The following is a 23534-nucleotide window of genomic DNA, read 5'->3' on the forward strand; positions in this document are numbered from 1 at the left end:
CATGGATGGCCGACCGAGCCGGGGAGCAACCCCCAGCCCGGGACGACTCCCGGCCACAGGCCTGATCCAGTCGCTTGCAATCCGGCCGACTCCTCTCGATGGAAGAACAACCGTTTTTTACGCCCGCGTCCATCGCTCCGCCATCCGTGCGATGACAGCAAACCCTACTCCGCCGGCGTCAGCGCCTCGATCGCAGCTGCCACGTACACCAGCGGCGCGTTCCAGTTGATCGCGATCTCGTTGCTGGCATAGCTGCAGTCGTGGTCGAGCCACGACAGCGCCGGCAGCTTCGAGGCATACGGCAGCGGGCAGTCGCCTGCATCCTGTTGCCGCGGATTGGGGCCTCCCGAAAGCAGCCCCGGCACCGGTTCGGCGATGCCGTCGGCCTGCGAAGGCCGGTGGTGGATGTGCATCGGCGTGCGCAAACCGTGCCCGGTCACGAAGGACACGCCCAGCGGATTGCGCCCCAGCACGTAGTCCAGCTGCGACTGCGCCGCGTCCAGGTATTCGCGGCGCGCCGACAGCCGATAGCCCTGCACCAGCATCAGCGCCTGGTTAAGCGCCTGCGCGCTGCTGCCCCAGACGAAATCCTCCGCCTGCATCGCCACGCGCCAGGGCGAGTCCGCCGACACCGCCGCCAGGCGTGCGGCCAGGCCCTCGATGCCGTTGGTCACGCGCGCACGCGCGGCTTCGGGCAGGCGTTCGCGATGGCGCGCCAGCGAGCTCCAGCCCAGGGCACCGACCTGCGCCCACGACGGCACTGCGGGCTCGGTGGCGTGGCGCTCGAAGGCCGCAAGATAGGCATCGTCGCCGGACAGCAGGTACAGCTCGGCCGCGGCCCAGGCGAACTCGTCGTCCAGCGACTCGTCGCCATAAGCACCGGTGTGCACGTCCGCGGGCTGCCGGTAGGCCACGTCCGGATGCGCCTGCGCCCAGCCCCAGGCACGCGTGGCCGCTTCGCGCATACGCGCCGGCACACCGGGGAACTGCGCCTCGAACGGCGCATACACGCGCGCAGCCATCGCCATGACCGCGGCGAAATCCAGCGCCGCGGCGGTGCCCTTCTGCACCACGTAGCGCGGCTTGGTGGCCGCATCGGGCATCACCACGCCGTCGAACCGGAGGTTGGTGAGCTTGTGATAGACGCCGCCGTCGGCCGGATCCTGCATCTCCAGCATCCAGCGCAGGTTCCACCAGGCTTCGTCGAGCAGGTCCGGCACGGCGTTGCCGCTTTCGGGAATGCCGATGTCGCGACCGCGGAAGAACTCCGGGAAGTCCTCCCACGCGGCCAGCAGCGTGTACATCGTGATGCCGGAATTGACCACGTATTTGTTGTAGTCGCCCGCGTCGTACCAGCCGCTTGGCGCCGAGACGAGGCTGCCCTCGGGCCTCGAGGCCGACGCGGCGGACGCGTGTACCCGTACCTGCGTATCCGGGTGCCCCGCCGCGCGTGCATACCGGCCCGCATGCGCGGGCTCGAGCGCCGTGCCCGCGCGGTTGAAGTAGAAGCCCTTGAGCGCGGCATCGGCCAGCGCCGCGTAGGGCTGCACATCCACGCGGAACGGATCAGACGCAGGCAACCCGTCCACTTTCAGCCGGTATTCGCCGGCCGGCAGCGCCGTGACGTCGGCGATGGCGGCAGCGCGATTGGCGGGCGCCCAGCGCGCCGCCGTCGACAGATCGCCTTCCAGCACCAGTTGCCCGTCAGTGTCGCTGACCACTTCAAAACGCGCGCCGGTTGCGCCTTCTACGACCGCGAGCTTGGCCGCATCGGGATGGAAGCCGAGCTGGTTGAACCGGATCTGCGGAGCCACTGCAGATGCCGCCGTGCCGGCCTCGCCGCTGGCGATTGCAGGGGTGGCGGGCAGCAGGGCCAGCGCCACGGCGCAAAACGAAAGAAGGCTGGATGGTTTGATCATGTCCCGATGCTGGCCGCCACGGGCGCGGCATGCAAGCGGGGCCGGGCCCCGAGGCGGGTAGGGACACCGCCAAAATAGATCCGGCTGGGCCGACAGATGCCGACCCAGCCGAACCTGCGCTTGCATCCAGCATCTCCCTGCGGCACCGCTCCTGATGGCTTCCTTCCCTGGAGCCGACGCGACCACGGTGCAACCCTCGGCCATGCGCGCGTTGCAAGCAATGGGCCAAGGGGGTCGGAATGCGACAGTATCGCTGACAATCCAAAATCTTGACTAATAAAATCATTGACTTGCGAAATCATGCCAACGAAGCTGGACAAGCGATGTCAATTTCGTTGACACGACAGAATCACTGTCATCGGCGAGCCGGACCCGTGCTATACCGTCTGGCCCCGCACACGGATACCGGCATGAAGTTGAGTACCCGCATCCGGACCACCCGGGTGCGCGCCGGCCTCTCGCAGGCCGAATTGGCCGAATCGCTCGGCGTCAGCCGCAGCGCCGTCGGCAACTGGGAGAGCGCGCGCGGCGGCGTCCATCCGTCCAGCGAGCGGCTGGCCGAACTCGCCATGGCCACCGGCGTGTCCTACGAATGGCTCGCGACTGGCCGCGGCACGGCGACGACGCCCAGCGAGGGCGTCCCCGCGGCCGATGCCGAGTTCGTCGACGACCTGGTCGAACGTCGCCTGCTGCAGGGCTTCCGTGCCTGCAGCGAACCGCTCAAGCAGGCGGTCCTGGTGCTGATCGAGGCGCAGCTGCCAAAGCGCGGGAGGCGCTCGCGCAGCGGAGACTGATGACCGGTGCGCTCAGACCAGCTGCACGGCCAGCATCTGCCACAGCCCCGCCAGCGCCATCACCAGCAGCAGCACGAAGGTGAGCAGGGTCCCGGCGAAACGTCCGAACGAGTAGCCCGCCGATCCACCCAGGCCAATGGCGTGCAGCAGGCGCGCGACCAGCAGCCCCAGGCCGCAGCTCCAGACCAGGACCGACGGGCTTCCGCACAGTTCGAGCAGGGCCAGCAGCACCAGCGCCAGCGGCACGTACTCGCCGAAGTTGGCGTGCACCCGCACCCTGAGCGCCAGCGCCTGGTCGCCGCCGCTGCCGACACCGATCCGCTTCGCGCGGCGCTGCAGCACCACGCGCACGGCCAGGACGAGGTACAGCAGCGCGTGCAGCGCGGCGATGAACAGGCTGATGCGTGGGGTCACGGCGTCGCGTCCCGGATCAATGCACGCGCGGCCAGCCGCGCGTGCTGGTGGACGGCGGAAAACCGCCCGCGCTCGTCGCGTGCCAGCTGCACCAGCGCCACGTCCGGATCATGGGTCAGGAACAGGTGCACGTCGCGCGCAAGCTTGTCCGCGAGGAAGGCCTGCTTCTCGTCGATCAGCAGCTCCGGGCAGCGGTCGTAGCCCATGGTGATCGGCACGTGCACCCAGGGCAGGCCCGGCACCAGGTCGGCGCAGAAGACCACGCCGCCGTGCGGCCGGCCCTCGCGCAGTTCGTGGCCGAGGATCTCGGCCAGCAGCATCCCCGGCGTGTGGCCGTCGCTGTAGTGGAAACGCACCGCGTCGCCCAGCGAAGGCGTGCGGTCGCCGTCGACGAACTCGATGCGGCCGGTGGCCTCAAGCAGGGCGGGCAGTTCGGGGATGAAGCTGGCGCGGTCGCGCAGGTGCGGACTGCGGGCGCGCTGCCAGTGTTGGCGGCCGATGACGAAGGTGGCGTTCGGGAACAGCAGCTCCAGCCCACGCTCCGCCGACCACGGCGCCAGCAGGCCGCCGGCGTGGTCGAAATGCAGGTGGCTGAGCACGACCACGTCGATGTCGGTGTGCTCGAAGCCGGCCTCACGCAGTGAATCGAGGAGTACGTGGTGGCTCTCGGCCACGCCGAAGCGTTCGCGCAGGTTTGGATCGAAGAAGGCGCCGATGCCGGTCTCGAACAGCACCGTCCTGCCGTTGAGCGGCGTTGCCAGCAGCGCGCGCGTGGCCAGGCTGACGCGGTTGAGTTCGTCCGGAACCATCCACTTGGTCCACATTGCCCTCGGCGCATTGCCGAACATCGAGCCGCCATCCAGACGCTGCGAATTGCCTTCGATCGACCAGAGCTTCATGCCGTTTTCCCGGGTTGGATCCTGCCTCAGCGCTCCGTGACAACCGCCGTTTCAACCGCCGCCTTGCCCACCGGATTGCGTGGGTCGCTGCCGCCGTGCAGGGTGTTGTCGCGCAGGTTCCATTCCACCGTCTGCAGGTTGCCCCAGACATGGCTGGAGCCGCGGCCACCTTCGGCCTCGTCGCCGGGCAGCCTGAGCGTATGGCCGAGCGCGCGCAGCGCCTGTGCCACCTGCGGCGTGAATGCGCCGCTCTCTGCGCCGATCACGTCCGGCATCCACTGGTGGTGGTAGCGCGGCAGCGCGGCGACGGCCTGCGCATCGAGCCCGGCGTCGTAGCCGAGGATGCCCAGCAGCACCATGGTGATGATGCGGCTGCCGCCGGGCGTGCCAAGCGCGACCACGCGCTCGCCCGATTGCATGAAGGTCGGCGTCATCGAGCTGAGCATGCGCTTGCCCGGTGCGGGCGCGTTGGCGTCGTAACCCATCACCCCGAACGCGTTGGGCGTGCCGGGCTTGAGCGCGAAGTCGTCCATCTCGTTGTTGAGCAGCACGCCGGTGCCGGGCGGCACCAGGCCCGAGCCGAACAGCAGGTTCACCGTCTGCGTGACCGCGACGCGGTTGCCGGCGCCGTCGATGATGGAGAAGTGCGTGGTTTCCTCGTCCTCCAGCGGCGTCTGCTCGCCCGACAGCATGTCGCTGGGCGTGGCCCGCGCTGGATTGATCGTCGCGCGCAGGCCGGCGGCGTAGTCGCTGCTGGTCAGCAGGCGCTGCGGCACCTGCACGAAATCCGGATCGCCCAGGTAGAAGGTGCGGTCGCGGAAGGCGCGACGCATCGACTCGACCACCAGGTGCGTGCGCGCGGCCTCGTCGAGCTGTTGGAGGTCCCATCCCTCCAGGATCTGCAGCATCTGCGCCAGCGCGATGCCGCCGGACGACGGCGGTGGCGCGGTGACGATGTCCCAGTCGCGGTAGCGGAAGCGGATCGGCTCGCGCTCCTTGATCGTGTACGCGGCCAGTTCGTCGGCGCTCCACTGTCCGCCCTCGGCGTTGACGCCGGCGACGAGCTTTTTTCCGACCTCGCCACGATAGAAGCCGTCGAAACCGTGCTCGGCAAGCAGCTGCAGCGTGCGCGCCAGGTCGGGCTGGCGGAACACGTCGCCTTGCTCCGGCGCAGCGCCGCCGGCGAGGAACACCGCGCGCGTGCCGGAGTAACGCTCCATCACCTCGCGCCGCTGCTGGTAGCCGCGGGCGAAGCGTTCGTAGACTGGAAAGCCGTCGCGCGCGACGCGGATCGCCGGCGCCAGCGAGGTCGCCAGTGGCAGCTCCCCGTACTTTTCCGCGAGGTGCACGAACGCCGCCGGCAGCCCCGGAATGCCCGCAGACCAGGGACCGTTGATCGCGCGGTCGCGATCCAACTCGCCATCGGGCGTGAGGTAGCGCTCCGGGGTCGCCGAGGCTGGCGCGGTCTCGCGCGCGTCGACGAAGACGTCGCGACCGGTCTTCGCATCGTGCAGCAGGAAGAAGCCGCCACCGCCCAGCCCCGAGGAGATCGGCTCGACCACCGACAGCACCGCGGACACCGTGATCGCCGCATCGAAGGCGTTGCCGCCGGCGCGCAGGGTTTCGAAACCGGCGTTGGTGGCCAGTGCATGCGCCGAGGCGATCGCCGCGCCCGGCGGATGCGCCGGCTTCGTCTCGCGCGCGAGTGCGGAGGAGCCAGCCAGGAAGGCCAGCAGCAGGACCGTGCGGAACAGGGTGTTCAAGGATTCTCCTCCGGCGCATTGGCCTGGGATTGCCCGCCCTGCAGGCGCAGCAGCTTGGCCAGCAGCTGCGGCTCGCTTTCGGGATGCTCGGGATCGGGGTCGATGCATTCGACCGGGCACACCATCACGCACTGCGGCTCGTCGAAGTGGCCGACGCATTCGGTGCACAGGTCCGGATGGATCACGTAGACGGTTTCGCCCTGGGTGATCGCGCTGTTCGGGCAGGCCGGCTCGCAGACGTCGCAGTTGACGCAGAGCTCGTTGATCTTCAGGGCCATGCCCGCATTGTATGCCCTGCACCGCCAACGGTCCGTTCCACCGGCGGAATGGCGCGGGCCGCCACTGACCCCAGGCTGTTTGCAGGAGCGGCCTCAGCCGCGATCACCACATGAGGTGGCGCGACGCATCGGGTCGCGCGATCGCGGCTGAAGCCGCTCCTACACGGGTGCCCCCATTCCGAACCCGCGCAGCGGGTGGAAGGAAGACCATCCGGCAGCCGCACCCGCTTGCGCGGGCGCGGCCGGATGGTCACTTGGATTCGACGAAGACGTATTCCACGCCGGCAGGCTCGACGGCGGCACGGACGCGGTCGTTGTTGGCGCTGTCGCCGATGTAGACCACGCGCACTTCCTTCATGGTGTTCGGGTTCACGGTCTCGAACGCGGACACGATCAGGTCGGCGGTCTTGGTCGGGTTGAGGCCGGCGTAGGCGAGGATGTTGCCCTTCACGATGCCGCGGCCGACGTCCATCGTGGCCTTCTCCAGGAGCCGGTTGTACTCCTCCGGATCATTCGGGTTGTCGTTGGCCGGCACGCGGTACACGTAGGGCTGGGCGGTGATGCCCTCCATGTGACGCGGGATCTGGTCGTTCAGGTAGTCCTGCCAGGCGGCCTTGTCGTCGGTGGTCGGCGAGGCGAGCGGCGCGCGCTCGACTGGCGCGGCCTCTTCCTTGTTGCATGCCGCGAGCGGCAGCAGCAGGCACGCGGCCAGCGCAATGCTGTTCAACAGTTTCATCTCGGGTACTCCGGGTGAGGTGTGGGGATGGATATCAATCCGCGGCGCGCTGCCACTCGGCCTGCAGCGCCTCGGCCACGGCCGCCGGCACGAAGCCGGACACGTCGCCGCCCAGGCGCGAGATCTCGCGCACCAGCGACGATGAAATGAAACCGTGCTGCTCGGCCGGGGTGAGGAACAAGGTTTCCACTTCGGGAATCAGGTGGCGGTTCATGCTCGCCATCTGGAATTCGTACTCGAAGTCCGACACCGCGCGCAGGCCGCGCAGCAGGATGCCGCCGCCCACCTCGCGCACGAAATGCGCAAGCAGCGAGTCGAAGCCCTGCACCTCCACGTTGGTGTGGTGTGCCAGGGCTTCGCGCGCGAGCCGCACGCGCAGCTCCAGCGACAGCGTCGGCTTCTTCGACGGGCTTGCGGCCACGCCCACCACGAGCCGCTGCCACAGCGGCGCGGCACGGTCGACAAGGTCGATGTGGCCGTTGGTGATCGGGTCGAAGGTACCGGGATAGACCGCGGTGCGGGTACGGGCCGGGCTCATGATCTTGGCGGTTGCGCAGTCGCTGTCCGGAGTCGCGGCCAGTGTAGCAGCGCGGCCCGGCGCCGTTCAGCCGATGCGCCGGTACAGTGCGTGGCGGGTCTCGCGGGTCGTGCCTTCGCGGTGCGGCCGCCAGCCCGTACCGGGTTCGATGCTGCGCTGCAGCGGCGCCTCGACGTAGAGCCAGGCCTCGTCGGCCAGCCACGGATCGAGCTGCGCGAATACCGGTTCCCAGAGGTCTGCTGCAAACGGTGGATCGACGAACAGCACGTCGAAGCGGCCATGCAGCGGCGCGCGCAGGAAGGCCAGCGCGTCGGCCTGCAGGATCGTCGCCGCCTGCCCGTCTTCCAGCCTGGCCGTCACCGCGCGCAGCGATTCGCACTGGCGCGCATCGCGCTCAACCAGCAGCGCCTCGCGCGCGCCTCGCGAAACCGCCTCCAACCCCAGCGCGCCGCTGCCTGCGAACAGGTCCAGCACGCGCGCGCCCGGCAGCACCGGCTGCAGCCAGTTGAACAACGTCTCGCGGGTGCGGTCCGGGGTCGGACGCAGCCCGGTCGCGTCCGCCACCGGCAGGCGCGTGCCGCGCCAGCGGCCGCCGATGATGCGCACGCTGCCGGGCGCACGGCTCATGGCGCAGGCGCCGCCTTCTGCGCGGCGATGAATGCGCGCACCTCCTCTTCCAGCACCGGCAGCGGCACCGACCCGAGGTTGAGCACGGTGTCGTGGAAGGGGCGCTGGTCGAAGCGGTCACCCAGCTCACGCTCGGCCTCCGCGCGCAGGTCGAGGATGGTGCGGTAGCCCAGGTAATAGGCCAGCGCCTGTCCCGGCCAAGAGATGTAGCGGTCGACCTCGGTTTCCACGTCGTGCCGCGCCAGTGCGGTGTGGCTGGCGAGGTAGTCGACTGCCTGCTGGCGGCTCCAGCCGTACTCGTGGATGCCGGTATCGATCACCAGGCGCGCGGCGCGCCACATCTCGAAGGTCAGCCGGCCGAACTCCTCGTAGGGCGTCTCGTAGATGCCCATCTGTGTGCCCAGCCATTCGGTGTACAGGCCCCAGCCCTCGCCATAGCCGGAAAAGTAGATCTGTTGGCGGAACTCCGGCCGCGCCGGCGCCTCCAGTGCAAGCGCCGCCTGGAAGCTGTGCCCTGGCGCGCATTCGTGGACCACCAGCGCCGGCAGGTTGTACAGCGGGCGCGAGGCCAGGTCGTAGGTGTTGAACAGGCACGCATCCAGGCCGCCGCGGCCGGAAGTGTAGATCGGCGCGATGTCGTCGGGCACCGGCAGGATCGTGAAGCGGTAGCGCGGCAGCGTGTTGAACGCGTACTTGAGCTGGCCATCGACCTTCTTGGCGATGTACGACGCGGCGGCCAGCAGCTCGCGCGGGGTGCGCGCATAGAACTTCGGATCGGTACGCAGGTACTGCAGGAACTCCTCGAAGCTGCCCTGGAAGCCAGCGCGCGCCATCACCTCGCGCATTTCCGCCGAGATCCGCGCCACCTCCTCCAGCCCGATCTCGTGGATCTCCCGCGGCTCCATGTCGCGGGTGACGTATTCGCGCAGCTGGGTGCGGTAGAAGGCACGGCCGTCGGGCAGGTCGCTGGCCGCGATCGTGGTGCGCGCGCGCGGCATGTAGTCCTCGCGGATGAAGGACAGCAGCTTCGTGTACGAGGGCACCACGTGTTCGAGCACAAGCCTGCGCCCCTCGGCCTGCAGCTCGCTGCGGCGCGGCTCCGGGATCGAGGCCGGCATCGCCTCGATCGAGGCGATGAAAGGGTTTCCCGCATCGGTGCGGGTATAGGGCTCGATGGTGCGGTCGCGGCCCTCGATGCTGACGCGCGGCACGCTCCAGCCGCGCGCCAGGCCCAGCTCCATGTTGGCCATGTGCTGGTCGAAGTGGCGCGGCAGGTCGCGCAGGCGCCCGAACAGGCGCTCCCATTCCGCCTCGCGCGCATAGGGCTGGCGCGGGACCAGATAGCCCCAGAAGAAGGAGTCGCTGTTGAAGGGCGCCTCCCAGGTGCGCCAGGCGGCCGAGTTGTGGTCGGCCTCGATCATGCTGCGGAACACCGCTGCGTTGACACGCTCCTGCGGCGACAGCGCATCGGGCGCAATCACGTCGAGCGCTTCGAGCACCTGTTTCCAGTAGCCGGCGCGACGCTCCCAGTCTTCCGCGGCGATCGACGGCATGCGGCCCGACGCCTGCCAGCGGCCGTCGATCTTCTCGCGCTCGAACTCCCGCTGGCGCCATTCCCACTCCTGCGTGTACAGCGCGCGCAGTGCCTGGTCCGCCTGGCTGGCGGAGGCCGGATCGGCCGCTGCCGGGGCTGCCTGCGGCTCCACCAGCTGCGGCTGCGCGAGCACTGCCTGGCCCGGCGCAAGCGACAGCGCCAGCATCAGCGCGCCTGCCGGCAGGCGGAAACGGGGGGATTGCGGCATTGCGGACTCCTGCGACGGACAGCTTCAACGGGGAGTCGATGGAACCCGATCCGGACACGGATGCCAAGGGCCTGCAGTCACGGGTGGCCCCGCGCCCGGTGGTAGCATGGCCGGCCTTTGGGACCGCCCCCCGACCGGTCCGCACCCGCCCGATGATCCGACTGTTCGGCCGCAAGAAGCCAGACCACGAGACTGCTGACGACGACCGTAGCGGGACCGGCCCGGGCGAGCGCAAGAGCCGCTACAGCATCGAGGAACTGGCGGCCGCGTTTCCGGATGCCGGCGCCGTTGCAGCGCCTGTGGAGTCGGAGCAGCAGTCCGCGCCACTACAGCCGCCGCCTCCCGCGCAGGAACCGCCGAGCACGCCGGAGCCAACGGGCAAACCCTCGACGCAACCTTCCATCGCCGTGCCCTCGCAGGAAAGCGAAGCGGCATTGCCGTCTCCGGCACCCGCGGAACTGCGGGCGCCGTCTCCGCTGCCGCCCGCACCGGAGCCGCCGCCGGCAACGCAAGCTGCGCCGGTCGCGCCCGCGTCTCCCGCAGCTGCGGTTCCCATTGCATCTGCAGCATCCGGCCAGCCCCCTACCGCCGATTCGACGCCGCTTGCTGAACCCGCCCCTACGACGCCGCCCGCGGCCCCGGGCAAGACCGGCTGGCGCGATCGCCTGCGCGGCAGCGTATTCGCGCGCAGCGTCGGCGGCCTGTTCTCGCGCAACCCGAAGCTCGATGACGACCTGCTCGACGAGATCGAGACCGCGCTGCTCACCGCCGACGTCGGCGTCACCGCCACCACGCAACTGGTCGAACAGTTGCGCAAGCGGATGAAGGCCCGTGAGTTCGCCGACGCCAGGGCCATGCTGGCCGCGCTGCGCGCGGACCTGATCGCCATGCTGCAGCCGGTCGCCAAACCGCTGCTGATCGACCGGGCGGCCAGGCCGTTCGTGATCCTCACCGTTGGCGTCAACGGCGTCGGCAAGACCACCACCATCGGCAAGCTGGCGCGTCGCTTCAAGGATGAAGGGCGTTCGCTGATGCTGGCCGCCGGCGACACGTTCCGCGCCGCCGCCGTTGCGCAGCTGCAGGCCTGGGGCCATCGCAACGGCGTGGCCGTGATCGCGCAGGGCCAGGACGCCGACCCGGCCTCGGTTGCGTTTGATGCGCTGCAGGCGGCGAAGTCGCGCGGCAGCGAAGTGCTGATCGCCGACACCGCCGGGCGCCTGCATACCCAGCAGGGGCTGATGGCCGAGCTGAGCAAGATCCGCCGCGTGCTGGGCAAGATCGACCCGACCGCGCCGCACGAGGTGCTGATGGTGATCGATGGCACCACCGGCCAGAACGCGCTGTCGCAGCTGCGCCAGTTCCATGCCGCGGTCAACGTCACCGGCCTGGTGGTCACCAAGCTCGACGGCACCGCCAAGGGCGGCGTGGTGTTCGCGCTGGCGCGCGAGTTCGGCATCCCGATCCGCTTCGCCGGCATCGGCGAGCGCCCCGAGGACCTGCGCGTGTTCGACGCCGAAGCTTTCGTCGACGCGCTGCTGCCCGAAACGCTCGGGTGAGCGCGACCCCGCGCCAGGCCAGGCCGCCGCAGGCGCGCCGGCGCTGGCGACGGATCCTCCTGCTGCTGTGCGCGGCGGCGCTTGCGCTGCTGGTCCTGCTGTCGCTGGTTGTCTGGATCGCGCTGCCGCCGGAGCGGATCGTGCCGCTGGTGCTGGCCCGCGTCGGCGCGTCGATGGGACTGGAGATCAGCGCCGCAGGCGATGCGGCCACGCGGCTGGGGCGCCAGCCGAGTTTCGTGGTGCGCGACCTGGTCGTGCGTGAGCCCGGTGCGGAGCGTCCACTGCTGCAGGCACGGCGACTGCTGGTCTCCCTGCCGTGGCGCACGATCCGCGGACTTGGCGATCCGCTGGAGCTGGTGCGCGTCGAGCTGGATGCGCCGGTGCTCGATGTGGCGGCGCTGCAGCACTGGCTGGCCACGCGCCCGCCGGGCGATGGCCGCGTGCCCACGCTCACGCGCGGGCTGCAGGTGCGCAACGGCCGTGTCGAAGGTGGCGGCTGGCGGATCGAAGCCTTCGCCCTCGGCCTGCCGCAGCTGCGCGACGACACACCGGTGCGCGCACGCGCTTCAGGCCGCTACGTGGATGCGTCGATGCGTGCGCCCTTCGATCTTGCGGCGACGCTGCAGCGCCCGGCGAGCGGGCGCGGCTTCGCGGTCGTCGGCGCGGTCACACCCGCACGCGCAGGCTGGCGGCTGCCCGCGCAGGTGACGCTGTCGGGCGCCCTGCACTGGGATGGAGCACTGGCGCTGCTGCCGGCCAGGTTCGGCGCGGGCGGACACTTCATTTCGGGCGACACGAGCATTCCTTTTTCCCTGGGCCTGCAGGGGCCGCTGCGCGCGCATGACGGCGCCTGGACCCTGCTGCCGGCCGGCGTTGCGCTGCGCGGCGGCGGGCTGGTGCCGGAGCTGGATGCACGCGGACGGCTGGCACTGGGTCGCCAGCTGCTGGTGCAGCTCGACGGACGCATCGCGCAGTGGCCCGCCGACTGGCCGGCGCTGCCGCCGCCGCTGGGCGCCTCGGAGCAGCCGCTGGCGCTGTCCACCAGCTATCTGGGTCCTGTCGATTTCAGCGCGCCGCTTGCGCTGCGCGTGGAGCGCGACGACCTGCGCTTCGACGGCCAACTCGACGTGCCCGGGCTGGTGGCCTGGGCATCGGACATGGATCGGGGCAGCCTGCTGCCGCCGCTCAACGGGAGGCTTGAAGCCGACGCGATGGAGATCTCGGGCGCGAGGCTTGAAGGCGTCAGCATCGAGTTCGAAGACGTCGGGGCGTCAACACCATGAGCCGCGCCGCCATCAGCGACGAGCCGGCCATTGACCGTTACGCCGAGCGCCTGCTGCAGTGGTTCGACGTCTCCGGTCGCCACGACCTGCCCTGGCAGCATCCACGCACGCCGTATCGGGTGTGGCTGTCGGAGATCATGCTGCAGCAGACCCAAGTGCGCGTGGTCGTGCCCTATTTCGAGCGCTTCGTCGCTGCGCTGCCGGACGTGCGCGCGCTTGCCGCAGCCACGCTCGACGAGGTACTCGCACTGTGGTCGGGCCTGGGCTACTACGCCCGCGCGCGCAACCTGCATGCTGCCGCGCAGCGCTGCGTCGGGCTGCATGGCGGCGAGCTGCCGCGCGACTTCGATGCCCTGCTCGCCCTGCCCGGCATCGGCCGCAGCACCGCGGGCGCGATCCTGTCGCAGGCATGGGGCGAGCCCTTTGCGATCCTCGACGGCAACGTCAAGCGCGTGTTGTGCCGCGTGCACGGCGTCGGGGGTTGGCCGGGGCTTCCCGCGGTCGAGAAACGGCTCTGGACCATCGCCACGTTGCATGTTCCCGGCGTGCCCGAAGGCCGCATGGCCGACTACACCCAGGCGCAGATGGATTTCGGCGCGACGCTGTGCACGCGCCACGATCCGGCCTGCATGCTGTGCCCGCTGCAGCACGACTGCGTGGCGCTGCAACAGGGCCGCGTCGACGACCTGCCCACGCCCAGGCCTGGCAAGCCGCTGCCCGAACGGCAAACGCTGGTGCTGCTCATTCGCGATCCCGAAGGCCGTGTGCTGATGCAGCGTCGCCCGCCGACCGGCATCTGGGCCGCTCTCTGGTCATTGCCCGATCACCCGGAGGCGGGCGCCGCACGCACGTGGTTCGAACGCCACGTCCGTGATGGTTTCGACAGCGGCGAAGCGCTCGACCCGATCGCGCACGGCTTTACCCATTTCCGCCTCACGCTGCAGCCGATCACATGGCGCGGGGTCATGCTGCGCGCGTCGGTGCAGGACAACCTCGACCTGCGCTGGGTCAGCCGCGATGAACTCCCATCCCTCGGCATCCCCGCCCCCATCCGCACCCTCCTCGAATCAACCTTGCCTCCGTAGGAGCGGCTTCAGCCGCCGATCGGCACGGCCGCAGCCCTCGCCACGCATCTATTCACATGAACGCCCCGCGGCTGAAGCCGCTCCTACAATAGGGGCTGGCATCTACCGGAGTGCACAGCATGGCCCGCACCGTTTTCTGCAGCTACGAACAACGTGATACCGAGGGCATGGACTTCGTGCCCTGGCCGGGCGAACTGGGCAAGCGCGTGTTCGCCAACATCGGCAAGTCCGCCTGGGCGACGTGGCTAGCGCACCAGACCATGCTGATCAACGAGAACCGCCTCTCGCCGCTCGACCCCAAGCATCGCGCCTTCCTCGAGGAAGAGATGCAGAAGTTCCTGTTCGCCGGCGGCGCGGACAAGCCCGCAGGCTACGTGCCGGAAGACGGAGCGCACTGAGCGGCTGTCGCGCTGCTTTTCGACGGCCGCCGGCTGCCGAGGAGCACCATGGATGACCAGCCCTGCGGGCTGTTGAAAATCGCTTTCAGCGTTCGCTGGAATGACGGTCAAGGTGAGGCGCTGCAACACCAGCAACGGCCATCCCGGCGACGCAAACCACCGTCGCCCCAGCGAACGCCAATCACCGTCATCCCGGCGAAAGCCGGGGATCCATTTTCACAGCCGCAGCGTCGCCAGGAGCAACATGAATCCCATGCTTGCCTTGGAATGACGCTCGTCCAGCTTCGCACCCCATGCGCCGAACCCGCGTCGCGCGACAGCGACGTGCGCCTCAGGATCCGCTTTCGCGCTCCTGCACCTGCGCTTCGCGCAACTCCTTCTCCGACGCACGCAGCGCCTTGACATCCAGCGGACGGATCTCCCGGATGTGGCACGGCATTCGCATCGAACCTGCGCCCCGTGCGATGACCTTGTCGAAGCTCGCATGCACGCGATTCATCTGGCTGGTCAACCCGATCGCCGGCGCAAACTCCAGGTCCGGGCATGGGCCCTGCAGCGCCAGCAGCCACGCTTCGGCGGGCCTGGTCCACACCACCAGTTCGCTGTCGCCCAATGGCGTCCAGCCGTTGATGCTTCCGAAGAAGCGGAAACTCGGCACCGGCTCGCCGGCATGCGCCTGGTAAAGCGCACGCTTTCCTGCCGCATCCAGCCCGGCACTGGAAGCACACGCAGCCAGCGCCAGCAGCGCCGCCGACGCGGCGATCGTCATCAGCTTCAGCTTCTTCGTATCCATCGTCGCCTCCTCAGGCCGCAGCTCGTGATTCGACCTCATGATGCGCCCGTGGCGACTGCGGCAGGCCTTGCCTGGATCCGGAAGTTCAGGACCCGCTCGGCATCGCCGCCGCGCGGACCGGATGCCACAATGCCCGCATGAGCCCATCGCACAGTCCGCATGACACCTGCTTCCGCCGATGAACCCCGCTTCGGCACGTTGATCGTCGGCGGCGGTGCCGCGGGCGTCCTCGTCGCAATCGGGCTGTTGATGGATGACCGCTGCGCGGAGACGGTCGCGATCATCGAACCAGATGCGCAGCTTGCGCGGGGCGCGGCCTACGCCACCGGGCGCGCCGAGCACCTGCTCAACGTGGTCGCGTCGCGCATGAGCGCGATCGCCGGGCAGCCGGACCACTTCGTCCGCTTCCTCGCCCAGGATGCGGCCATCGGCGAAGACGGATTGCGCGACAGCTTCGCCCGCCGTCGCGACTACGGACGCTACCTGCGGCATACGCTCGAAACCCTGCCCGCGCAGCGCGCGCCCACGCACCTGCGCGAGCGAGCGGTCGATATCGAGCGCCTGGACGAAGGCTTCCGCGTGCACCTGGCCGACGGCGGCAGCGCACTCGCGCGCCACGTGGTGCTCGCCATCGGCAACGCGTCCCGGCCCCTGCCCGGATACCTGCAGCATCCCGGGATGCGCCTGGCCGAAGCCTGGGACTACGACGCGGTGCAGCGCATCGACCCCGACGACGCGGTCTGCATCCTCGGCTCGGGCCTGAGCATGGTCGATGCCACGCTCAGCCTCGCCGCGGCCGGACACCGCGGACCGATCCACGTGCTCTCGCGGCATGGCCTGATGCCGTTGCCGCATGCGCCGACCGGCCCGCAGCACGGCACGAGCGTCGATGACCTGCTGCCGCTCGGCGTTCGCGATCGCTGGCGCGTGCTGCGCAGCCGGATCGAGGCGGCGGTTGCGACCGGCGAACCCTGGCAATGGAGCTTTGACCGGCTGCGCCACCATGGCCAGGCGCTGTGGCAATCGCTCGACGACGCACAGCGTCGCCGCTTCCTGCGTCACGCCGTGCGCTACTGGGACATCCACCGCCACCGCATCGCGCCGGAGGTAGCCGCGACCCTGGACGCGCTGCGCACCAGCGGCCAGCTCCAGAGCAGGGCCGGCCGACTGCAGGCAATCACGGCGGACCCCGCCAGCGGCAGCCACGTGCATTTCCGCCCGCGCCATGGCCTGCGCGAACACATGTTGCGCGCCGACTGGATCATCAACGCCACCGGCGTGGAGACCAACATCGACCTGCGCCCCGGCACCCTGCTGCAGGCGCTGCGCGGACGCGGCCTGGTCCTGCCCGGGCCGCAGGGGCTGGGCGTGGCCAGCAGCGACATCGGCCACGTCTACAACCGCAGCGGCCGGCCCGACCCGGGCCTGTACGTCCTGGGCGCCCTGCGCATCGGTGACCTGTGGGAGAGCATCGCCATCCCTGAGCTGCGCGAACAGGCGCAACAGATCGCCTCGGATATCCTCACGACCGGTGCGCAGTCCCGCAACTGAGGCCCGCAGCCCGCAGGGGCTTCAGTCAACCGCAGGTGGCGATGACCACCGACGTACCGCCACCCATCGGCACCAGCACCGCCGTCGGATGACCGGTTTCCACATAGCGGCGCGAGGCCATCGTGTGCGCCTCCTCGATCGCCTGCAGCTTGGTCGGCCGGTACAGCGCCTCGGCCTCGGCCACGCCCTGGCTGCGCACCCGCCAGCCTCCCGCGGAGGCCTCGATCTCGATCAGTTCACGAATCATGTTCCGGCACCTTCGAAAGAAAGGTGCCCCGGCTGGTTCGGCATTCTCCGGCCGGACCCGCGTCCCTGCAGCGCCATTCTCCGATGGTCGCTGCCGGGGCGGAGACAAGCTTGCGCCGCGGCACGGGGAAGCACAGTCAGCGGCTAACGCGACGAGGTGTAGGAAAAGTCCTACACAGTTCAGACTCGGAGAACCGAGGGAGGCAGAAAAAAACCGCCCTGAGGCGGTCTCTTCTTCTCTCTGCAATGGTGGCCGGGGAGGGAGTCGAACCCCCGACACGGGGATTTTCAATCCCCTGCTCTACCAACTGAGCTACCCGGCCACGCGCTCCGGCGCTGGGCCGTGCGAGCCGCGCATGATACGGGCGGCCGGTCCGTCGGGCAAGCAGGGGAACCTGGTCCGCCAGGGATTCAGGCGCCCCGCGCCGCCCGACCAACCTCTACCGTACGTCGTAGTATCCTCGCGGCATCCGTGACGACGCGTGGGGTTGCGATGAAGCTTGGATGGCGTGTGCTGGCGTTGCTGCTGGTGGTGTCCCTGGTGGCGTGCTCGAGCCGCGGCGTGCCGCGGCGGGTGTCGGAGCCGACGGCCAGCCTGCAGCAGCTGACGGTCGGGGCCGACGGTGGCTGGTCGATCGAGCTGCGGCTGCAGAACTACAGCAGCATCCCGATGCGCTTCGAGGCGGTGTCGCTGGCCTTCACCGTCGACGAGCAGGCGGCCGGCACCCTGGCCGCGCAGCCGGCGCTGACCATCGGGCCGGAATCGGCCGACGTGATCACCGTGGCCTTCGCTCCGTCCGCCGATGCGCGCCTGCTGCTGGCCGGCAGGCTGGCCGACGGCCGCGGGGTGCAGTACCGGCTCGAAGGCACCATCGACGCCGCGCCCACCGACCGCGGCAAGGTCCGCGACTACGAGGTCAAGCGCGACAGCCGGTTGAGCCCGGTGCCCGGCCTGCCGGGCGTACTGCGCTGACCGCACCGCTACTTGACCTGCGAGCATTCCGATGAGCACCTATTCCGCGCCGCTGCGCGACATGCGCTTCACCCTGTTCGACCTGCTGGACGTCGAGTCCGGCTTCGCCCGCCTTGGCTTCGCAGACACCGGGCGCGACATCATCGATCCCATGCTCGACGAGGCCGCGCGCTTTGCCGGCACGGTGCTGGCGCCGTTGAACAAGGCCGGCGACGAGCACGGCGTGGTCTACGACAAGGACAGCGGCAGCGTCACCACTGCGCCCGGTTTTGCCGAGGCCTACCGCCAGTTCACCGAGGGCGGCTGGAGCGGCCTGTCGGCGCCGGCCGAGTTCGGCGGCATGGGTATGCCGCACGTGGCCGGCATGCCGCTGGAGGAGATGATCAACTCGGCCAACCTGGCCTGGGGCAACTTCCCGCTGCTCTCGCACGGCGCCGCCAGCGCGCTGCAGCACCACGGCGAGGAATGGCTGCAGAAGGTGTTCCTGGAGAAGCTCGTCACCGGCGAGTGGACCGGCACCATGTGCCTGACCGAGCCGCACTGCGGCACCGACCTGGGGCTGCTCAAGACCCGCGCCGAACCCGCGGCGGACGGCGCGTACTCGCTCACCGGCACCAAGATCTTCATCACCGCCGGCGAGCACGACCTCACTCCCAACATCATCCACCTGGTGCTGGCGCGGCTGCCGGACGCACCGGCCGGCAGCAAGGGCATCTCGCTGTTCGTCGTACCCAAGCTCAGGGTCGACCGCGAAGGCAGCGTGGGCGAGCGCAACGCGGTGCGCTGCGGCGCGGTCGAGCACAAGATGGGCATCCATGGCTCGGCCACCTGCGTGATGAACTTCGACGGCGCGGAAGGCTGGCTGGTCGGCCAGCCGCACCGCGGCCTGATGGCGATGTTCACCATGATGAATACCGCGCGCCTGGGCGTGGGCATCCAGGGCCTGGGCCTGGCCGAACGCGCCATGCAGAACGCGCTGCGCTATTCGCGCGAACGATTGCAGTCGCGCGCGCTGTCGGGCGCGAAGTTCCCCGAGCGCCCGGCCGATCCGATCATCGTGCAGCCGGACGTGCGGCGGATGCTGCTCACCTGCAAGGCGCTGGTGGAGGGCGGCCGCGCACTGGCCTACCACGCAGGCCTGCAGGTCGACCTGGCCGCACACGCGGCCAGCGAGGATGAGCGCAAGGCGGCCGACGAACTACTCGGTTTCCTCACCCCGATCGTCAAGGGCTGCCTGACCGAATGGGGCGTGGAGTGCACCTACCACGCGCTGCAGTGCTTCGGCGGCCACGGCTACATCGCCGAGCACGGCATGGAGCAGCTGGCGCGCGATGCGCGCATCACCACGCTCTACGAGGGCACCACCGGCATCCAGGCGCTGGACCTGATGGGCCGCAAGACCATGCAGCTGCAGGGCGCGGGGCTGAAGGCGTTCCTGGGCATGGTGCAGGTGTTCTGCGAGCAGCAGGTTGGCAACCCGGCGATGGCCGAGTTCATCGGCCCGCTGATGGAGAAGGCGCAGGAGTGGCAGGCGCTGACCATTGCGATCGCCAAGCGTGCGGCGGCGGATCCGGAAGAGATCGGCGCGGCGGCATACGACTACCTGTTCTATTCGGGCTACGTGGCGCTGGCCTACTGGTGGGCGCGCAGCGTGGCCGCGGCCGATGCCTCGTCGCAGCCGCAGGCCTTCAATGATGCCAAGCGCGAGACCGCGCGCTTCTATTACGCGCGCCTGCTGCCGCGCACGCTGGCGCACAAGGCGGCGATCGACAGCGGCCCGGCGCCGCTGCTGTCGCTGGACGAGGCTGCGTTCGACGCCTGAGGCTGGTGCGCCCGCGTCGCGCTGCACGTCGTGTCGATACGCCTGATCGCCCCCGCAGTGGCCGGCTGCGGGCACCGCCGCCGGTCGCGCAATCGTCATCGAATGGCGTTATGCTCGGCGTCCGATGGAGTCTGACAGAGCGCAGCTTCGCGAGATTCCCCCCGGAATCCCTGGGATTCCGGAAGGCGTCGTCGCCCCTCGATTTCCGGTCCCGCATGCACTGCCGCACCGCCTCGATTCGGTGCGGCTGCTTTCGCTCGACGCCCACGGCCGCGCGTTGAACTGGATCAGCTGGCAGGACGCAGCCTGCCTGTATGCGCGCGGTGCGGTCGCCTGGACCCTCGGCGACCCCTGCCTCAACGTGCGCGGCGGCACCAGCCGCCTCACCGGCATGCGCAGCACGCTCGAGCTGCATCCGATCATCGCCGCGCGCAGCACGGTGCGCCCGCAGGCGCTCGACCCGACGCCCGCGCTCACCAACGCCTCGCTGTTCGCGCGCGACCAGCACCTGTGCATGTACTGCGGCAAGGGCCACAGCCGCCAGCTGCTCACCCGCGACCACGTGGTGCCGCTCTCGCGCGGCGGCCGCGACACCTGGGAAAACGTGGTCTGTGCCTGCTTCCACTGCAATTCGCGCAAGGGCGGGCGCACCCCGCAGCAGGCCTCGATGCCGCTGCTGGCCGTGCCCTACCGGCCGAGCTGGATCGAGCACCTGATCCTGTCCAACCGCAACATCCTTGCCGACCAGATGGCCTTCCTGCGCTCGCACCTGCCCAAGCGGCGACGGCCGCGCCAGTAGGGGATCTCGCGGGCCACCGGGCAGCCTGCCCGCAGCTCGCCACGGCCCCCGGGCCGCCTCCCGGCGGCCATCGCGGCCTGCAGCCTTCGCAAGCTGCCGCATCGCAGCTCGACCGCCGCCCGGGCGCACCCGCGCTCCGGTCGGCTACACTCGCGGGATCATCCGTAATGAATCCGCGCAATGTCCCTGACCATCGGCCTGGCCGGGATGGACCCTGCAACCGAAACCGCACTCAAGGCGGCCTTCATCGAAGCCAACCAGCGCCTCGGCGGCCGTTGGCAGTTGCTCCCCGAAACCCAGGCCGACCACATCGTGGTCGACATGGACAGCATGTACGGTCCGATGAGCTGGCTGCGCCTGCACGCGTCGGGCAAGCGCGTGGTCGGCCTGACCTCGGCCACGCGCGCGCAGACCGACTTCCGACTCAGCCGCCCGTTCAGCGCCGACTCGATCGCCGCGCTGCTGCAGGAGGTCGCCGGCGAAGCCGAAGCGAAGCCCGGGCCGGATGTCGTGGATGTCGTGGATGCCGCGCTGCCTGCAGCTGCGGAAGCCGCACCGGCTGGAGCCGCGGACGCGCCGCCCGCCCAGCCCACAGCAATGCCCGAAGCCGCCGGACCGATCCCGTCTCCGGCACCCGAGCCCATCGACACGCAGCCCGTCGCCGAGCCTGCTCCGGCATCCGCAGAGCCCGCGACCCAGCCCCCGCAGGGCGCCACCCTGTTCGTGCGGCTCACGTCAGGCGAGCTTGCCGGCCTGCGTCGTTATCGTCGACCCAGCGGCCCCACCCTGCTGATCGATGCCGGCGCACGCACCTATCACGGGCCGGCCGCCCTCAAGCCGCTGATGCCCTACTTCGAAGGCGAGGTGTCCGAGGCCGCGCTGGAAGTCGTGGACGCGGCGACCTTCGAGCGCGAGGCGGCCGCTGCCGGCCCGCCGCAGCCGCTGGCGCGCCTGGTCTGGGTGGGGGCGCTGGCCAGCGGCCAGGGCAGCCTGCTGCCCGGCCATGATCCGGGCGCCAAGTACCGGCTCAACCGCTGGCCGCAGACCGAACGCGAGTTTCCGCGCCATTTCCGCATCGCCACCGCGATGATGAAGGCGCCGGCCACGCTGGCCGAAATTGCCGCAACCAGCGACATCGCGCTGGAGGAAATCGTCGACTTCGTGAACGCCAACCTCGCCACGGGCGCGGCCGAGGCGGTCGCCGAGGCGGCGCCCGAACCCGTGCCGCAGGCGCGCTCTGGCGGGCTGCTGGGCCGCCTGCGCGGTCGCTGACCCGTCGCAGCGCCTGCACGTCGCGCAGGCGGTGCAGGATTACAATGTGCAGATGATCGATTCCAAGCGCTATCCGCGCCTCGCGCGCGTCGGCAATCCCGCCGAACTGCGCGCATTCGACGAGGCGGAACTGCCCGCCGTCGCCGACGAGCTGCGCAACTACCTGATCGAATCCGTCGGCAAGTCCGGCGGCCACTTCGGCGCGGGCCTGGGCGTGGTCGAACTGACCACCGCCCTGCACTGGATCTACGACACGCCCGAGGACCGCATCGTCTGGGACGTCGGCCACCAGTGCTATCCGCACAAGATCCTGACCGGCCGCCGCGACAGCATCCACACCGTCAAGCAGGCCGGCGGCGTGGCGCCGTTCCCCAAGCGCGAGGAAAGCGGTTACGACACCTTCGGCGTCGGCCACTCCAGCACCTCGATCTCGGCTGCGCTGGGCATGGCGATCGCCAACGCCCGCGCCGGCAACGAGCGCAAGGTGGTGGCGGTGATCGGCGACGGCGCGATGACCGCCGGCATGGCCTACGAGGCGCTCAACCATGCCGGCGGCATGGACCCGGAACCGGACATCCTGGTGATCCTCAACGACAACCGCATGTCGATCAGCGAGGCGGTCGGCGGCATGACCCGCATGCTCGGCCGCATGACCGGCAGCCGCACCCTCAACGCGCTGCGCGAAGGCGGCAAGAAGCTGCTGGGCGACAAGAACAAGCCGCCGGCGAAGTTCGTGCGCCGCTGGGAAGAGCACTGGAAGGGCATGTTCGTGCCGTCCACGCTGTTCGAGGAAATGGGCTTCCACTACACCGGCCCGATCGACGGCCACGACGTGAAGGCGCTGGTCGGCGCGCTGAAGACGCTCAAGGGCATGAAAGGCCCGCAGCTGCTGCACGTCATCACCACCAAGGGCAAGGGCTACGAACTGGCCGAAGGCGACCAGATCGGCTACCACGCGGTTTCGCCATTCGACCCGACCACCGGCGTGGTGGCCAAGGGTGGCGCGAAGAAGCCGACGTATACCGACGTTTTCAGCGACTGGCTGTGCGACATGGCCGCCGACGACGAGCGCCTGCTGGGCATCACCCCGGCGATGCGCGAGGGCTCGGGTCTGGTGCGCTTCTCGAAGGAGTACCCCGATCGCTACTTCGACGTCGCCATCGCCGAGCAGCACGCGGTGACGCTGGCGGCCGGCATGGCCTGCGAGGGTGCCAAGCCCGTGGTCGCGATCTACTCGACCTTCCTGCAGCGTGGCTACGACCAGCTGGTGCACGACGTGGCGATCCAGAAGCTCGACGTGCTGTTCGCGATCGATCGCGGCGGCGTGGTCGGCCCCGATGGCGCGACCCACGCCGGCAACCTCGACCTGAGCTACCTGCGCTGCGTGCCCAACATGGTGGTGATGGCGCCGGCCGACGAACGTGAATGCCGGCAGATGCTGTCGACCGGCTTCCGCCACGAAGGCCCGGCGGCGGTGCGCTACCCGCGCGGCACCGGCCCCGGGATCGCCGTCGGCGAGGCCCTGGACACCCTGCCAATCGGCAAGGCCGATCTGCGCCGCCGCGGCGCGCACGTCGCCCTGCTCGCCTTCGGCGCGCTGGTGCCCGCGGCCGACGCTGTGGCCGCCGAACTGGGCCTGACCGTGGTCAACATGCGCTTCATCAAGCCGCTCGACCGCGCGCTGCTGGTGGAGCTGGCGAAGACCCATGCGGGCTTCGTCACGCTCGAGGACAACGTGGTGATGGGCGGCGCCGGCTCGGGCGTGCTCGAGCTGCTGCAGGCCGAGGGCATCACCCTGCCGGTGCTGCAGCTGGGCCTGCCCGACGCGTTCCAGCACCACGCCAGCCGCGAGGACCTGCTGGCCGAGGCCGGGCTGGACGAAGCCGGCATCCGCACCGCCGTGCTGCGCCGCTGGCCCGCGCTGGGCGAACCTGCGCGCAACGCGGCGACCGGCTGAGGCACGACAAACAAGGGGCGCCGACCGCG

At 69.8% G+C, this 23534-nt stretch carries 22 protein-coding genes and 1 tRNA gene; 11 read left to right on the top strand and 12 right to left on the bottom strand.

Annotation, left to right across the window (positions count from 1 at the left end; all coding sequences use genetic code 11):
- Nucleotides 1-164: 164 nt before the first annotated feature.
- On the bottom strand, nt 165-1919 hold the full coding sequence (locus ACW5EG_RS12025) for a glycoside hydrolase family 9 protein (protein ID WP_457018745.1): 1755 nt from the start codon (nt 1917-1919) through the stop codon (nt 165-167).
- A 410-nt stretch (nt 1920-2329) separates the two neighbouring features.
- Between ACW5EG_RS12025 and ACW5EG_RS12030 the strand changes: the two genes are divergently transcribed.
- Nucleotides 2330-2713, top strand: coding sequence for a helix-turn-helix transcriptional regulator (locus ACW5EG_RS12030; RefSeq protein WP_457018744.1), 384 nt, complete (start codon nt 2330-2332; stop codon nt 2711-2713).
- A 12-nt stretch (nt 2714-2725) separates the two neighbouring features.
- Here the strand turns inward: ACW5EG_RS12030 and ACW5EG_RS12035 are convergent, their stop codons facing one another.
- The 8 genes from ACW5EG_RS12035 to ACW5EG_RS12070 all read right to left on the bottom strand — a co-directional run bounded on the left by ACW5EG_RS12035 (nt 2726) and on the right by ACW5EG_RS12070 (nt 9770).
- Complete coding sequence (locus tag ACW5EG_RS12035) at nt 2726-3127, bottom strand: MAPEG family protein (protein WP_457018743.1); 402 nt, start codon at nt 3125-3127, stop codon at nt 2726-2728.
- Nucleotides 3124-4026 (bottom strand): MBL fold metallo-hydrolase, encoded by a 903-nt coding sequence (locus ACW5EG_RS12040; protein WP_457018742.1) that lies wholly within the window; start codon nt 4024-4026, stop codon nt 3124-3126. Before ACW5EG_RS12040 ends, ACW5EG_RS12035 begins: the two co-directional genes overlap by 4 nt.
- A 26-nt stretch (nt 4027-4052) precedes the next feature.
- Nucleotides 4053-5789, bottom strand: coding sequence for a gamma-glutamyltransferase (gene ggt, locus ACW5EG_RS12045; protein ID WP_457018741.1), 1737 nt, complete (start codon nt 5787-5789; stop codon nt 4053-4055).
- Complete coding sequence (locus tag ACW5EG_RS12050; RefSeq protein WP_457018740.1) at nt 5786-6067, bottom strand: YfhL family 4Fe-4S dicluster ferredoxin; 282 nt, start codon at nt 6065-6067, stop codon at nt 5786-5788. Before ACW5EG_RS12050 ends, ggt begins: the two co-directional genes overlap by 4 nt.
- A gap of 250 nt (nt 6068-6317) precedes the next feature.
- Nucleotides 6318-6803, bottom strand: a complete 486-nt coding sequence (locus ACW5EG_RS12055; RefSeq protein ID WP_457018739.1) for a hypothetical protein — start codon at nt 6801-6803, stop codon at nt 6318-6320.
- 34 nt (nt 6804-6837) lie between these two features.
- On the bottom strand, nt 6838-7341 hold the full coding sequence (coaD, locus tag ACW5EG_RS12060) for a pantetheine-phosphate adenylyltransferase (protein WP_457018738.1): 504 nt from the start codon (nt 7339-7341) through the stop codon (nt 6838-6840).
- Nucleotides 7342-7407: 66 nt separating this feature from the next.
- Nucleotides 7408-7968, bottom strand: a complete 561-nt coding sequence (gene rsmD / locus ACW5EG_RS12065) for a 16S rRNA (guanine(966)-N(2))-methyltransferase RsmD (RefSeq protein ID WP_457021595.1) — start codon at nt 7966-7968, stop codon at nt 7408-7410.
- A complete protein-coding gene (locus tag ACW5EG_RS12070) occupies nt 7965-9770 on the bottom strand; it encodes a DUF885 domain-containing protein (RefSeq protein WP_457021597.1) in 1806 nt (601 codons plus the stop codon). Before ACW5EG_RS12070 ends, rsmD begins: the two co-directional genes overlap by 4 nt.
- Before the next feature lie 152 nt (nt 9771-9922).
- Here ACW5EG_RS12070 and ftsY point away from each other — a divergent pair, with 152 nt between their 5' ends.
- The 4 genes from ftsY to ACW5EG_RS12090 all read left to right on the top strand — a co-directional run bounded on the left by ftsY (nt 9923) and on the right by ACW5EG_RS12090 (nt 14092).
- A complete protein-coding gene (gene ftsY, locus ACW5EG_RS12075) occupies nt 9923-11326 on the top strand; it encodes a signal recognition particle-docking protein FtsY (protein ID WP_457018735.1) in 1404 nt (467 codons plus the stop codon).
- Nucleotides 11323-12609, top strand: coding sequence for a hypothetical protein (locus ACW5EG_RS12080; protein ID WP_457018734.1), 1287 nt, complete (start codon nt 11323-11325; stop codon nt 12607-12609). The genes ftsY and ACW5EG_RS12080 overlap by 4 nt, the downstream gene beginning before the upstream one ends.
- Nucleotides 12606-13694: an A/G-specific adenine glycosylase gene (mutY, locus tag ACW5EG_RS12085; RefSeq protein ID WP_457021599.1), complete on the top strand. Its 1089-nt coding sequence runs from the start codon at nt 12606-12608 to the stop codon at nt 13692-13694. Before ACW5EG_RS12080 ends, mutY begins: the two co-directional genes overlap by 4 nt.
- Before the next feature lie 119 nt (nt 13695-13813).
- On the top strand, nt 13814-14092 hold the full coding sequence (locus ACW5EG_RS12090; protein ID WP_457021601.1) for an oxidative damage protection protein: 279 nt from the start codon (nt 13814-13816) through the stop codon (nt 14090-14092).
- Nucleotides 14093-14423: 331 nt separating this feature from the next.
- Here the strand turns inward: ACW5EG_RS12090 and ACW5EG_RS12095 are convergent, their stop codons facing one another.
- Nucleotides 14424-14885 (bottom strand): DUF6491 family protein, encoded by a 462-nt coding sequence (locus tag ACW5EG_RS12095; RefSeq protein WP_457021603.1) that lies wholly within the window; start codon nt 14883-14885, stop codon nt 14424-14426.
- 159 nt (nt 14886-15044) lie between these two features.
- Here ACW5EG_RS12095 and ACW5EG_RS12100 point away from each other — a divergent pair, with 159 nt between their 5' ends.
- Entirely contained in the window at nt 15045-16436 is a 1392-nt protein-coding gene (locus ACW5EG_RS12100) for an FAD/NAD(P)-binding protein (RefSeq protein ID WP_457021605.1), read from the top strand.
- A gap of 25 nt (nt 16437-16461) precedes the next feature.
- Here ACW5EG_RS12100 and ACW5EG_RS12105 read toward each other — a convergent pair whose 3' ends face one another.
- Nucleotides 16462-16683 carry a hypothetical protein gene (locus tag ACW5EG_RS12105; RefSeq protein WP_457018729.1) on the bottom strand — a complete coding sequence of 74 codons (222 nt, stop codon included), beginning with the start codon at nt 16681-16683 and terminating at the stop codon, nt 16462-16464.
- Nucleotides 16684-16929: 246 nt separating this feature from the next.
- Nucleotides 16930-17005 (bottom strand) — tRNA-Phe (locus ACW5EG_RS12110).
- 170 nt (nt 17006-17175) lie between these two features.
- Here ACW5EG_RS12110 and ACW5EG_RS12115 point away from each other — a divergent pair.
- The 5 genes from ACW5EG_RS12115 to dxs all read left to right on the top strand — a co-directional run bounded on the left by ACW5EG_RS12115 (nt 17176) and on the right by dxs (nt 23505).
- Nucleotides 17176-17655, top strand: coding sequence for an NDR1/HIN1-like protein (locus ACW5EG_RS12115; RefSeq protein ID WP_457021607.1), 480 nt, complete (start codon nt 17176-17178; stop codon nt 17653-17655).
- A 31-nt stretch (nt 17656-17686) separates the two neighbouring features.
- Nucleotides 17687-19477, top strand: a complete 1791-nt coding sequence (locus tag ACW5EG_RS12120) for an acyl-CoA dehydrogenase C-terminal domain-containing protein (protein WP_457021609.1) — start codon at nt 17687-17689, stop codon at nt 19475-19477.
- A 124-nt stretch (nt 19478-19601) separates the two neighbouring features.
- On the top strand, nt 19602-20276 hold the full coding sequence (locus tag ACW5EG_RS12125; RefSeq protein WP_457018726.1) for an HNH endonuclease: 675 nt from the start codon (nt 19602-19604) through the stop codon (nt 20274-20276).
- A gap of 180 nt (nt 20277-20456) precedes the next feature.
- The gene (locus ACW5EG_RS12130; protein WP_457021611.1) at nt 20457-21548 is read left to right on the top strand and encodes a hypothetical protein; all 1092 of its coding nucleotides are present in this window, start codon (nt 20457-20459) and stop codon (nt 21546-21548) included.
- A 52-nt stretch (nt 21549-21600) separates the two neighbouring features.
- On the top strand, nt 21601-23505 hold the full coding sequence (gene dxs, locus ACW5EG_RS12135) for a 1-deoxy-D-xylulose-5-phosphate synthase (RefSeq protein WP_457021613.1): 1905 nt from the start codon (nt 21601-21603) through the stop codon (nt 23503-23505).
- Nucleotides 23506-23534: the final 29 nt, after the last annotated feature.

This window comes from Luteimonas sp. A611, assembly GCF_054072715.1.

Bases quoted from the DNA above. Each gene is read 5' to 3' on its own strand.
- ACW5EG_RS12025 (WP_457018745.1), bottom strand. From the start codon at position 1,919: ATGATCAAACCATCCAGCCTTCTTTCGTTTTGCGCCGTGGCGCTGGCC.
- ACW5EG_RS12030 (WP_457018744.1), top strand. From the start codon at position 2,330: ATGAAGTTGAGTACCCGCATCCGGACCACCCGGGTGCGCGCCGGCCTC.
- ACW5EG_RS12040 (WP_457018742.1), bottom strand. From the start codon at position 4,026: ATGAAGCTCTGGTCGATCGAAGGCAATTCGCAGCGTCTGGATGGCGGC.
- ACW5EG_RS12050 (WP_457018740.1), bottom strand. From the start codon at position 6,067: ATGGCCCTGAAGATCAACGAGCTCTGCGTCAACTGCGACGTCTGCGAG.
- ACW5EG_RS12055 (WP_457018739.1), bottom strand. From the start codon at position 6,803: ATGAAACTGTTGAACAGCATTGCGCTGGCCGCGTGCCTGCTGCTGCCG.
- coaD (WP_457018738.1), bottom strand. From the start codon at position 7,341: ATGAGCCCGGCCCGTACCCGCACCGCGGTCTATCCCGGTACCTTCGAC.
- rsmD (WP_457021595.1), bottom strand. From the start codon at position 7,968: ATGAGCCGTGCGCCCGGCAGCGTGCGCATCATCGGCGGCCGCTGGCGC.
- ACW5EG_RS12070 (WP_457021597.1), bottom strand. From the start codon at position 9,770: ATGCCGCAATCCCCCCGTTTCCGCCTGCCGGCAGGCGCGCTGATGCTG.
- ftsY (WP_457018735.1), top strand. From the start codon at position 9,923: ATGATCCGACTGTTCGGCCGCAAGAAGCCAGACCACGAGACTGCTGAC.
- mutY (WP_457021599.1), top strand. From the start codon at position 12,606: ATGAGCCGCGCCGCCATCAGCGACGAGCCGGCCATTGACCGTTACGCC.
- ACW5EG_RS12090 (WP_457021601.1), top strand. From the start codon at position 13,814: ATGGCCCGCACCGTTTTCTGCAGCTACGAACAACGTGATACCGAGGGC.
- ACW5EG_RS12095 (WP_457021603.1), bottom strand. From the start codon at position 14,885: ATGGATACGAAGAAGCTGAAGCTGATGACGATCGCCGCGTCGGCGGCG.
- ACW5EG_RS12100 (WP_457021605.1), top strand. From the start codon at position 15,045: ATGACACCTGCTTCCGCCGATGAACCCCGCTTCGGCACGTTGATCGTC.
- ACW5EG_RS12105 (WP_457018729.1), bottom strand. From the start codon at position 16,683: ATGATTCGTGAACTGATCGAGATCGAGGCCTCCGCGGGAGGCTGGCGG.
- ACW5EG_RS12115 (WP_457021607.1), top strand. From the start codon at position 17,176: ATGAAGCTTGGATGGCGTGTGCTGGCGTTGCTGCTGGTGGTGTCCCTG.
- ACW5EG_RS12120 (WP_457021609.1), top strand. From the start codon at position 17,687: ATGAGCACCTATTCCGCGCCGCTGCGCGACATGCGCTTCACCCTGTTC.
- ACW5EG_RS12125 (WP_457018726.1), top strand. From the start codon at position 19,602: ATGGAGTCTGACAGAGCGCAGCTTCGCGAGATTCCCCCCGGAATCCCT.
- ACW5EG_RS12130 (WP_457021611.1), top strand. From the start codon at position 20,457: ATGTCCCTGACCATCGGCCTGGCCGGGATGGACCCTGCAACCGAAACC.
- dxs (WP_457021613.1), top strand. From the start codon at position 21,601: ATGATCGATTCCAAGCGCTATCCGCGCCTCGCGCGCGTCGGCAATCCC.